Genomic DNA, 10811 nt, shown 5'->3' with positions numbered 1-10811 from the left:
GTTCTCAACGTGCTCAATATCATCCAGACCATTCCTTCGATCGCGCTGTTCGGCCTTTTGATCGCGCCGCTCGGCTGGGTTGCCACGCATGTGCCGGGAGCTGCCGCGCTCGGCATTCGCGGCATCGGCACCGCACCGGCTTTTGTGGCGCTGTTCCTTTACTCGCTGCTGCCGGTGGTGGCCAACACCGTGGTCGGTCTGGCCGGCGTGCCGCGCGCCGCCAACGACGCCGCGCGCGGCATGGGCATGACCGACAGGCAGCGCCTGTTCGGCGTCGAGTTTCCGCTGGCTTTTCCTGTCATCCTCACCGGCATCCGCATCGTCTTGGTGCAGAACATCGGCCTCGCCACCATTGCCGCGCTGATCGGCGGCGGCGGTTTCGGCGTGTTCGTCTTCCAGGGTGTGGGCCAGACGGCGATGGACCTTGTGCTGCTCGGCGCGGTGCCAACGGTCGCGCTCGCCTTTGCCGCCGCCATCATCCTCGATGCGGTGATCGAAATGACCGCCACCAGGCGCAGGGTTGAAACGGCATGATCGAGATCGAAGGCATCACCAAGCGCTATGACGCGACGACCGTGGTCGATGACGTGTCGATGGTCATCGAGCCGCGCACCATCGCCGTCATTGTCGGCACGTCCGGTTCCGGCAAGACGACGCTGCTGCGCATGATCAACCGGCTGGTCGAGCCGACCTCGGGCATCATCAAGCTCGACGGCGCCGACAATCGTTCGCTGCCCGGCTACGAGCTGCGCCGCAGCATCGGCTACGCTATCCAGGGGCACGGCCTGTTTCCGCATCGCACGGTGGCACAGAACATTGCCACCGTGCCGGTGCTGCTTGGCTGGGACAAGGACCGTATCAAGGCCCGGGTCGACGAGCTGATGACGCTCTATCAGCTCGATCCCGAAGCCTTCGGGCCTCGCTACCCGCACGAACTGTCCGGCGGCCAGCAGCAGCGCGTCGGTGTTGCCCGCGCACTCGCCGCCGAACCCAACGTGCTGTTGATGGACGAACCGTTCGGCGCCCTCGACCCGATCATCCGCACCAAGGCGCAGGAAGATCTGCTGGCGATCCAGAAGCGCTTCGGCACCACCATCATCCTCGTCACCCACGACATGGAAGAGGCCGTGCATATGGGCGACAAGATCGCGGTCATGGATGCCGGCAAGCTGGTGCAATACGCCAAGCCGGCCGAGATCCTGGCAAAGCCGGCAAGCGCCTTCGTCGAGACCCTGGTTGGCGCCAGCGAAAGGCCGTTCCGGTTGCTGTCGCTCGGCCGGGTCCGCGATGCCGTGGAGAAGGGCTCCGCCGAAGGTGAGGCGATCCCCGGCGATGCGAGCCAGCGCGACGCGCTGGCCGAATTGTTGTGGTCGGGCCGGCCGGCGCTGCCGGTCAAAGGCGCCGACGGCAAGCCGCTTGGCCGCGTGACCGTCGAAGGGCTGGTGAAGCGTGCGGCGAGGCCGGCATGAAGGCCTGGCTTCCATCGCTGCTCAGGCTAGCATTGGTGGTGCTGCTTGTCGCCTTCGTCACCAATCCCGGGTGGTTCGTGCCGCTGCTGAAGCCGCTGACCGAAAACAACGCGCCGGTGATCTACAACCAGGGCAGCCTGCTGACGCTGACCCTGCTGCACTTACGCACGGTTCTGATCGCCACCGTGGCGGCAACCATCGTTGCGGTGGCGCTTGCCATCCTGGTCACCAGGCCGGCCGGCGCCGAATTCCTGCCGCTATCGCGCAGCCTCGTCAACATCGGTCAGACCTTTCCGCCGGTGGCGGTGCTGGCGCTTGCCGTACCGGCTGTCGGCTTCGGCGAGAAGCCGACACTGATCGCCCTGTTTCTCTATGGCCTGCTGCCGATTTTCGAGAATGCACTGACCGGCCTGACGACGCTGCCGGCCAATGTCGTCGAGGCGGCGCGCGGCGCCGGCATGACCGGTTGGCAAAGGCTCACCAAGGTCGAGCTGCCGCTCAGCGCCCCGATCATTCTCGGCGGCATCAGGCTGTCGGTGGTGATCAGTCTTGCCACCGCGACCATCGGTTCGACCGTGGCAGCCAAAACGCTGGGCGAAGTGATCATCGCCGGGCTGTTGTCCAACAATCTCGCCTTCATCCTGCAGGGCGGCCTGATCGTGGCAGCGCTTGCCGTGCTGATCTATGACGGTCTGTCGGCGATCGAGCGCTACACGGCGCGCCGCATGGGCAGAGAGGCCGAATAGTCGACAGTATCTCAGATATCGCGCTCGTTCATTTCAGCCAGCGCTAGGAGATGTCGTAGAAGTCCGGTTTTGAGCGGTTTATTGGCATGGATAGGGATTGAAAGCCGAACAATGCTTCCCTGCTTGCCATAGATGTGGTGGCTTCCGGCGATGCGCAAAAGCTTCCAGCCTTGCCGTTCGACGGCACGCGCAAATTCCTTGCCGGAAATGGACTTCAAACAGCGATTTCCACGATCCGCCCAGGCTCCGACGTGAATGACAGCGGCTCTACTGAGAGGCAGCCTTCGATCGCTTCACGCAAATTCTGGACAAGTTCTTCCATGGTTTCGCCCTGGGTCGCGCAGCCCGGAATTGCCGGCACCTCTGCCCAGAACCCGCCTTCGTCGGCTTCGTGGATAATAGCTTTGAAATTCATGGGCTAGCTCCGGTTCCATCCTGAAGATAGGCTACCCTACAGGTCTTTGCAAAGAAGCATAGGCGCCGGCGGACGCGTTCACGCTCCACGTGGCTAGCGGATCGGGTGGGAGGAGCTGACAGCTCAGTGCCGCAGCGTCATTTCAATCGATCTAATCAGGCGACATCATTGCCAAGCACGCCGCCGTCTAACCATTTAGGCGAAAGCCGGGCAAAAACCGAACAATATCTTGACGTTCGCAGCCCTGTTTCGCATACACCGATGCGAAGAGGCGGATTCCGTGCGCGGAATCCGGTCTTTGTCTCAACGGCCCAGGGAGGGGTTCTTTTGGGCCATCAATCGAGGAAAATCCGGCAATGACAATTATTTCCGCCGTCATCGCCTGCGGCCTGCTTTCAATCCTTTACGCCATCTGGGCGACACGTTCGGTCCTTGCGGCCGATCAAGGCAATGCACGCATGCAGGAAATCTCCGCGGCTATCCGCGAGGGCGCACAGGCCTATCTGGCGCGTCAGTACACCACCATCGCCATCGTTGGCGTCGTCGTCCTCGTGCTCGCCTGGTGGCTGCTGTCCATCACCGCCGCGATCGGCTTCCTGATCGGTGCAGTGCTTTCGGGCGCCGCCGGCTTCATCGGCATGCATGTCTCCGTTCGCGCCAACGTTCGTACGGCGCAGGCCGCATCGAACAGCCTTGCTGCCGGCCTCGATATCGCGTTCAAATCGGGCGCCATCACCGGCATGCTGGTTGCTGGCCTGGCCTTGCTCGGCGTGTCGATCTACTACCTCATCCTGACCCACTTCATGGGCCTCCAGCCCAATGACCGCATCGTCATCGACTCGCTGGTCTCGCTCGGCTTCGGCGCATCGCTGATCTCGATCTTCGCCCGTCTCGGCGGCGGTATCTTCACCAAGGGCGCCGACGTCGGCGGCGATCTCGTCGGCAAGGTCGAAGCCGGTATTCCCGAAGACGATCCGCGCAACCCGGCCACGATCGCCGACAATGTCGGCGACAATGTCGGCGACTGCGCCGGCATGGCCGCTGACCTGTTCGAAACCTATGCGGTGACCGTCGTCGCCACCATGGTTCTGGCTGCCATCTTCTTTGGCGGCACCGCCGTTCTGGGTGCGGCCATGCTTTATCCGCTCGCCATCTGCGGCGCCTGCATCCTCACCTCGATCGTCGGCACCTTCTTCGTCAAGCTCGGTTCCAACGGCTCGATCATGGGCGCGCTCTACAAGGGCCTGATCGTCACCGGCCTGCTGTCCATCGTCGGCCTCGGCGTCGCCACACAGGTGACGCTCGGCTGGGGCGAGATCGGCACAGTCGCCGGCATGGTCATCACCGGCAAGAACCTGTTCATATGCGGCCTGATCGGCCTCGTGGTGACCGGTCTCATCGTCGTCATCACCGAGTACTACACCGGCACCAACAAGCGCCCGGTCAACTCCATCGCTCAGGCGTCGGTCACCGGTCACGGCACCAACGTCATCCAGGGCCTTGCGGTCTCGCTGGAATCGACGGCGCTGCCGGCGATCGTCATCGTCGGCGGCATCATCTCGACCTATCAGCTTGCCGGCCTCTTCGGTACGGCGATCGCGGTCACGACGATGCTCGGTCTTGCCGGCATGATCGTTGCGCTCGACGCCTTCGGCCCGGTCACCGACAATGCCGGCGGCATTGCCGAAATGGCCGGCCTGCCCAAGGAAGTGCGCCAGTCCACCGACGCGCTCGACGCGGTCGGCAACACCACCAAGGCGGTGACCAAGGGCTACGCCATCGGTTCGGCCGGTCTCGGCGCACTGGTGCTGTTTGCCGCCTACTCGAACGACCTGAAGTTCTTTGCCGCCAATGGCGACAAATATCCCTACTTCCAGGGCATGGGCGAGATCTCCTTCGATCTCTCCAACCCCTACGTCGTCGCCGGCCTGATCTTCGGCGGCTTGATCCCATATCTGTTCGGCGGCATCGCCATGACGGCCGTCGGCCGCGCGGCGGGCGCCATCGTTGAGGAAGTGCGCAAGCAGTTCCGCGAGGATCCGGGCATCATGGCCGGCACCTCGAAGCCGAACTACGCACGCGCGGTCGACCTTCTGACCAAGGCGGCGATCCGCGAGATGATCATCCCGTCGCTGCTGCCGGTGCTGGCACCGCTCGTCGTCTATTTCGGCGTGCTGTTGATCTCGGGCTCGAAGGCGTCCGCCTTTGCAGCGCTGGGTGCCTCGTTGCTCGGCGTCATCGTCAATGGCCTGTTCGTCGCCATCTCGATGACCTCTGGCGGCGGTGCCTGGGACAACGCCAAGAAGTCCTTCGAAGACGGCTTTGTCGACAAGGACGGCGTCAAGCATCTCAAGGGTTCCGAGGCGCACAAGGCTTCGGTGACCGGCGACACGGTCGGCGATCCCTACAAGGACACCGCTGGTCCCGCCGTCAACCCTGCGATCAAGATCACCAACATCGTCGCGCTCTTGCTGCTGGCAGTACTCGCGCACGGCTGATCAAGGCTTCACTCGAAAATGAACCCGCGGGAGCGATCCCGCGGGTTTTTGTTGAGGCAAAGCCAAACGATCCTTCAGCGCTCGCTTTCGCCCGGTCTTCGCAATGCGTGCGCTGGCACCTTATGCCGGACCCAGCGTCGTGTTTTCAGTGGTGGCCACTGCAGCATGCCAGTGGCCGTGCCCTGACTGGTGACCCATAACAAAAACCCGCAGGATCGCTCCCGCGGGTTTTTGGTCGCCTGAGATGACGAGGCTTCGGGGAATGGAAGCCGAAGGGAATTAGACGCCGCCGCCGGGAATGCCGGGCGCCAGCTTGCTGGCACCGTTGATGACCTGGCTGAGGAAGTTCTGGTCCTTGCCGCCGGTCGGTGTGGTGCGCGAGATGAAGTCGAACATCTTGCCATCCTTCTTCCCGTAATTGGCGATCTGGGTGACACGGCCATCGGCGCCGAAATAGACAGCCAGCACATGCTGGTCAATGAGCCGTGGCTTGTCGAAGGCGACGTAGCGCTTGCGCGTCTGCGAAATGTAATAGAATGCCTCGTTGTCGAAGGTCGCGGTCGTCGACGGCGTGCCGAGCGCCAGAAGCACCTGCTCGCGGCTCGAACCGACCGGCACCAGGTCGATTGCCTGCTGGTCTATGACGTAACCTTGCGTCAGCGTCTCGCTCGGGCTGAGATCGCCCATCATCTTGGAGGTGTGGCAGGCGGACAGTGCCGAAACGATCATCAGCAGCGAGATCGCGCCGGCGGGCCTGGACGAGAAGGTCGACTTGAAATTCAGCGCGCGCAACAACAACTCCATTAGCTGGCCGCAACTTGCGCTGGGCCGCGAAACCGGTAAACCAGCTTGCTTGCCGATGCAACAAGCCCACTTCAACAAACGGTCCCAGGAGACCATCCCCAATGTTCCAGCGCTTTTTTGGCCGCGAACGCTACGCCAACCGCGCTATCACCGAGGCGCTTTACGCACAAATCGTGGCGGCGGCGCGGCAGACTGTGTTTTATTCCCACTGGAATGTGCCAGATACGCCGCTTGGCCGTTTCGAGATGCTGTCGCTGCACATGTTCCTGTTCCAGCACAGGTTGCGCGGGGAGAGCGGTGCGGCGCAGGAGGTCGCCCAGGTGCTGATCGACGAGTTCTTCCTCGACGTCGACCATTCGTTGCGGGAATTGGGCATTGGCGACGTTGGCGTGCCCAAACGCATGAAAAAGTTGGCAAAGATGTTTTATGGCCGAACCGCTGCCTATGACGATGCCCTGGAAAGAAACGACCATGAAGGGCTGACCGCGGCTCTTGCCCGCAATGTCCGGCCCGACGCGGGCGCTTGGGCGGAAGCATCGCTGCTGGCCAACTATGTTACCGACGCGCGCAGTCATCTGGCCGCGCAGACATCCGAATCGATTGTCTCCGGCACGCTGACCTTTCCCGCCGCCAAGGAGGTTGAACAATGAAGCATGTTGACCCGCAAAGCCCGGTCTCCTTCCGCGCCAACATTACGCGCCTGCCGCAGAAGGGCCTGCCGCTGGTTATCGAGGCCGATGCCGCACAGCGTGCGGCACTGGCCGAGGAGCACGGGCTGATTTCGGTCGAATCCTATCGCGCCGAGCTTCTGGTGGCGTCGTGGAAGCGCAATGGCGTGAAGATCAGCGGCCGCGTCGAGGCCGACATCACTCAGGCCTGCATCGTCACGCTCGAGCCTGTCGAAGCGCATATCGACGAACCGGTCGAAGCGCTGCTGCTGCCCGAGGATTCCAAGCTCGGACGGCAGGGCTTCGATGGCGGCGGCGAGATCCTGCTCGACGCGGAAGGCCCTGACAGTCCAGAGACATTTTCCGGTGACACGATCGATGTCGGGGCACTCGCCGAACAGTATTTCGGGCTCGCCATCGACCCCTATCCGCGTAAGCAGGGCGCATCGCTCAATGCCGGCAGCGAGACCGAACCGGCGGAGAATGAATTTCAGCAAAAACTGCGATCCTTGCTGGGAAAATCCTGAAAAGCTCGCCCGCGACGGAAAAGTCGGTTGTGCGGCAGCCCAAAACCGTTATTTTCGCCGAACCTTCGCGGTCGCTCAAGCGACCTGCCGCCTAACCGTGAGATAAATACCGCGTGATCAGGATTTCCATCGATGCCATGGGCGGCGATCACGGACCAGCCGTGGTCATACCAGCGCTCATGACGGTCGCGACCCGTCGTCCCGACATCCGCTTCGTCATCTTCGGGCGTGAGGAAGTCGTGCGCCCCGAACTTGCCAAATTTCCCAAGCTCGCCGAGATCAGCGAATTCTTCCATTGCGAAGTTGCGGTCAGGATGGACGACAAGCCGAGCCAGGCGCTGCGCCACGGCCGCTGGAAGTCATCGATGTGGAAGGCCGTCGAAGCGGTCAAGGCCGGCACGGCCGACGCCTGCATTTCCGCCGGCAACACCGGCGCGCTGATGGCGATGTCGAAATTTTGCCTGCGCACCATGGCCACCATCGATCGCCCGGCGATCGCAGCCCTTTGGCCGACATTGCGCGGCGAAAGCGTGGTGCTGGACGTCGGCGCGACCATTGGGGCCGATGCGCAACAGCTCATTGATTTTGCCATTCTCGGCACCGGCATGGCGCGCTCGGTCTTCGGCATAGCCCGGCCCAGCGTCGGCCTGCTCAATGTCGGCGTCGAGGAGATCAAGGGCCAGGAAGAGGTCAAGGAGGCCGGGCGCATGCTGCGCGAAGCCAACATGGCCTCGATGAACTATCACGGTTTCGTCGAGGGTGACGATATCGGCAAGGGCGTGGTCGACGTCGTCGTCACCGAAGGCTTTGCCGGCAACATCGCGCTGAAGACGGCGGAAGGCACGGTGCGCCAGATCGGTGGCTATCTGCGCGCGGCGATGAGCCGGACTCTGATGGCCAGGATCGGCTATATCTTCGCCAAGGGCGCCTTCGATCGCCTGCGCGAAAAGATGGATGTCGGCCGCTCCAACGGCGGCGTTTTCCTGGGGTTGAGCGGCATCGTCGTCAAAAGCCATGGCGGTGCTGATTCTGACGGGTTCGCCGCCGCGATCGAACTCGGCTATGACATGGTCCGCAACAACCTCCTCGACCGCATCGAGGCCGATCTGGATCTGTTTCATGCGCGCAACCCGCGTACCCTGTCATCTAGGAAATCCGACGTCGTCACCGACGCAAAGGAATAGGAAAGAACTTTGATCAGATCAGTCGTGCGCGGCACGGGCGCCGCGCTGCCCCGCCGAATCATGAAGAATGCCGATTTCGAAGGCATGGTCGAGACCTCCGACGAGTGGATCGCCCAGCGTACCGGTATTCGCCAGCGCCATATCGCTGGTGACGACGAGACCACGGCTTCGCTGGGGGAAGCAGCGGCACGTGCCGCACTTGCCAATGCCGGCCTCACGCCCGCCGACATCGATCTGATCGTGCTGGCGACCTCGACGCCCAACAACACGTTCCCGGCCACTGCCGTCGAGATCCAGAACCGGCTCGGCATGCATCACGGCTTTGCCTTCGACCTGCAGGCGGTCTGTTCGGGCTTCGTCTATGCCGTGACCACCGCCGATCTCTACATCCGCGGCGGCCTGGCCAAGCGTGTCCTGGTGATCGGTTCGGAAACATTCTCGCGCATCCTCGACTGGAGCGACCGCTCGACCTGTGTGCTGTTCGGCGATGGTGCCGGTGCCATGATCCTGGAAGCGGGCGAGGGGACGGGCACGATCGCCGACCATGGCGTCCTGGCGGCCAGCCTGCGCTCCGACGGCACGCACAAGGACAAGCTTTTCGTCGACGGCGGGCCGTCGACCACGGGTACGGTCGGCCACCTCCGGATGGAGGGCCGCGAAGTCTTCAAGCATGCGGTCGGCATGATCACCGACGTCATCGAGGCGACGTTCGCGCAAGCGGGTATCTCAGCCGATGATCTCGACTGGTTCGTGCCCCACCAGGCCAATAAACGAATTATTGACGCTTCCGCCAAGAAGCTCGGGATAGCTGAGCAAAAGGTGGTGGTTACGGTCGATTTGCACGGTAACACCTCGGCTGCTTCCGTGCCGTTGGCGCTGTCGGTGGCCGTCGCCGACGGCCGCATCAAGAAGGGCGATCTCGTCCTCCTGGAAGCGATGGGTGGCGGCTTCACCTGGGGCGCTGTCCTGGTTCGCTGGTAAGTGCCGAACGGTCCAGTTTCGGTCCTTGACCTTGACGGATCAATTACTTAGGCTCTGCCGTTGTTGTGCCGAATTTTATGTTTTGAGCTGATGGGACGGTCGCATGGGGGGAAAGACACTTACGCGCGCCGACCTTGCCGAGGCAGTTTACCGGAAGGTCGGCCTGTCGCGCACTGAATCGGCCGAACTCGTCGAAGCGGTGCTGGATGAAATCTGCGAAGCCATCGTGCGCGGCGAAACGGTGAAGCTGTCGTCCTTCGCGACATTCCACGTCCGCTCCAAGAACGAACGCATCGGCCGCAATCCCAAGACCGGCGAGGAAGTGCCGATCCTGCCGCGTCGGGTGATGACCTTCAAGTCCTCGAATGTGCTGAAGAGCCGTATCTTGCGCTCCCATCAGAGCGGCAAGGCCAAAAGTGGCAAGTAGTCCTACTGCGCGGTTGAAAACCGTCGCCGCCATGACGCCGGGCTTGAATATTGCTTCATAAACCGCTGAAATAAGCCCCGATTCGGCAGGTAGGCCGGATCATCGTCCAGCGTGAGGATTCGCCCATGGACAAGAGCCCCGACGCCTTTCGTACCATCAGCGAGGTCGCCGAAGATCTCGATCTGCCGCAGCATGTGCTGCGCTTCTGGGAAACGCGTTTCAACCAGATCAAGCCGATGAAGCGCGGCGGCGGCCGTCGTTACTACCGGCCGCAGGATGTCGAGCTGATCAAGGGCATCCGCCACATGCTCTACGACCAGGGCTACACCATCAAGGGCGTGCAGAAGCTGTTGCGCGAGAATGGCAACCATTTCCTGGTCGCCATCGGCAATGGCGACATGGCCGCCGTAGAGGCGATCTCGCAGCGAAAGCAGGCCGATCAGGTGCCGCTGACGCCTGCGGCTCAGCCGCGCGGCATGGACGACGAACTGGTTGGCCAGCCCCGCGTCAAACCCAGCCGCCGCTTTTTCGGCCTGGGCAAGAGCGACGAGGAGGGTCCGGTGCAGCCGGATGCGTCGAAACTCTCGCGCGACAACAGGGCCTTGCTGCAGGAGGCGCTGTTCGACCTCCTGGAATGCAAGCGCCTGCTTGACCAGGTGCGCTGACCGCGGCCCGACGCGACATCGACAGTTCGAAAGCCGGAACCCGTCTTCCGGTGAGGCGTTACGCTTCCTTCTGCAAGTGAAGGAAACATACCAATGGCATCATTTTCGACCCTCTCCGACATCGATCTCGACAGGCAGGTCGCGGCTCTTACCAAGGAACTGGCCAGCTTGAAGAGGGCCGTGGCAAGGCGAGGCGGCGCGTATTACGAGGACGGTCGTGATGCCGCGCTCGACACCTATTCCGATCTTGCCGGCCGCCTGCGCGATGCCATGCCGGCAATCCGCAAACAGGGCAGGGTGATCGAGAGGTCGGCCCGCGACCATCCGGCGGCTGCCGCCGCAGTGGGCCTTGTGGTGCTCGGTCTTGTCGCCAGTCTGCTGTTCAGCCGGCGCTGAATTCTAAAAACCCAAATCCCAGGGATAAGAG

At 62.6% G+C, this 10811-nt stretch carries 14 protein-coding genes; 11 read left to right on the top strand and 3 right to left on the bottom strand.

Translation table 11 applies throughout. From position 1 onward, the window contains the following. The 3 genes from EOC06_RS23680 to EOC06_RS23670 all read left to right on the top strand — a co-directional run. On the top strand, window positions 1-534 hold a 534-nt coding region (locus EOC06_RS23680), incomplete at its 5' end, for an ABC transporter permease (protein WP_164898703.1). After that, window positions 531-1469, top strand: coding sequence for an ABC transporter ATP-binding protein (locus EOC06_RS23675; protein WP_127267858.1), 939 nt, complete (start codon window positions 531-533; stop codon window positions 1467-1469). The genes EOC06_RS23680 and EOC06_RS23675, both read left to right, overlap by 4 nt. Beyond that, on the top strand, window positions 1466-2215 hold the full coding sequence (locus EOC06_RS23670) for an ABC transporter permease (RefSeq protein WP_127329715.1): 750 nt from the start codon (window positions 1466-1468) through the stop codon (window positions 2213-2215). The genes EOC06_RS23675 and EOC06_RS23670 overlap by 4 nt, the downstream gene beginning before the upstream one ends. A gap of 11 nt (window positions 2216-2226) precedes the next feature. Here the strand turns inward: EOC06_RS23670 and EOC06_RS23665 are convergent, their stop codons facing one another. Continuing rightward, window positions 2227-2433, bottom strand: a complete 207-nt coding sequence (locus tag EOC06_RS23665) for a type II toxin-antitoxin system HicA family toxin (RefSeq protein ID WP_127396164.1) — start codon at window positions 2431-2433, stop codon at window positions 2227-2229. Continuing rightward, window positions 2430-2630, bottom strand: a complete 201-nt coding sequence (locus EOC06_RS23660; RefSeq protein ID WP_127329711.1) for a type II toxin-antitoxin system HicB family antitoxin — start codon at window positions 2628-2630, stop codon at window positions 2430-2432. The genes EOC06_RS23665 and EOC06_RS23660 overlap by 4 nt, the downstream gene beginning before the upstream one ends. Before the next feature lie 356 nt (window positions 2631-2986). Here EOC06_RS23660 and EOC06_RS23655 point away from each other — a divergent pair, with 356 nt between their 5' ends. Further along, a complete protein-coding gene (locus tag EOC06_RS23655; RefSeq protein ID WP_127267856.1) occupies window positions 2987-5128 on the top strand; it encodes a sodium-translocating pyrophosphatase in 2142 nt (713 codons plus the stop codon). 279 nt (window positions 5129-5407) lie between these two features. Here the strand turns inward: EOC06_RS23655 and EOC06_RS23650 are convergent, their stop codons facing one another. Then, on the bottom strand, window positions 5408-5920 hold the full coding sequence (locus EOC06_RS23650) for an outer membrane protein assembly factor BamE (RefSeq protein WP_127267855.1): 513 nt from the start codon (window positions 5918-5920) through the stop codon (window positions 5408-5410). Window positions 5921-6033: 113 nt separating this feature from the next. Between EOC06_RS23650 and EOC06_RS23645 the strand changes: the two genes are divergently transcribed. The 7 genes from EOC06_RS23645 to EOC06_RS23615 all read left to right on the top strand — a co-directional run bounded on the left by EOC06_RS23645 (window position 6034) and on the right by EOC06_RS23615 (window position 10780). After that, window positions 6034-6582, top strand: a complete 549-nt coding sequence (locus EOC06_RS23645; RefSeq protein ID WP_128308921.1) for a ubiquinol-cytochrome C chaperone family protein — start codon at window positions 6034-6036, stop codon at window positions 6580-6582. Then, window positions 6579-7127 carry a DUF177 domain-containing protein gene (locus tag EOC06_RS23640; protein ID WP_027162417.1) on the top strand — a complete coding sequence of 183 codons (549 nt, stop codon included), beginning with the start codon at window positions 6579-6581 and terminating at the stop codon, window positions 7125-7127. Before EOC06_RS23645 ends, EOC06_RS23640 begins: the two co-directional genes overlap by 4 nt. 113 nt (window positions 7128-7240) lie before the next feature. After that, window positions 7241-8311: a phosphate acyltransferase PlsX gene (gene plsX / locus EOC06_RS23635; protein ID WP_128308920.1), complete on the top strand. Its 1071-nt coding sequence runs from the start codon at window positions 7241-7243 to the stop codon at window positions 8309-8311. Between the two features lie 9 nt (window positions 8312-8320). After that, a complete protein-coding gene (locus EOC06_RS23630) occupies window positions 8321-9292 on the top strand; it encodes a beta-ketoacyl-ACP synthase III (protein WP_127382002.1) in 972 nt (323 codons plus the stop codon). Between the two features lie 103 nt (window positions 9293-9395). Continuing rightward, complete coding sequence (locus EOC06_RS23625) at window positions 9396-9719, top strand: integration host factor subunit alpha (protein ID WP_013532231.1); 324 nt, start codon at window positions 9396-9398, stop codon at window positions 9717-9719. Between the two features lie 125 nt (window positions 9720-9844). Then, complete coding sequence (locus EOC06_RS23620; protein ID WP_127270980.1) at window positions 9845-10384, top strand: MerR family transcriptional regulator; 540 nt, start codon at window positions 9845-9847, stop codon at window positions 10382-10384. 93 nt (window positions 10385-10477) lie between these two features. Further along, window positions 10478-10780: a hypothetical protein gene (locus tag EOC06_RS23615; protein ID WP_127270978.1), complete on the top strand. Its 303-nt coding sequence runs from the start codon at window positions 10478-10480 to the stop codon at window positions 10778-10780. The last annotated feature ends 31 nt before the right edge of the window (window positions 10781-10811 follow it).

The organism is Mesorhizobium sp. M7A.F.Ca.MR.362.00.0.0 (genome assembly GCF_004023175.1).
GTDB lineage: Bacteria > Pseudomonadota > Alphaproteobacteria > Rhizobiales > Rhizobiaceae > Mesorhizobium.
Note: the sequence above shows the minus strand (reverse complement) of the source record. Positions and strands in the feature narration are given on the sequence as shown.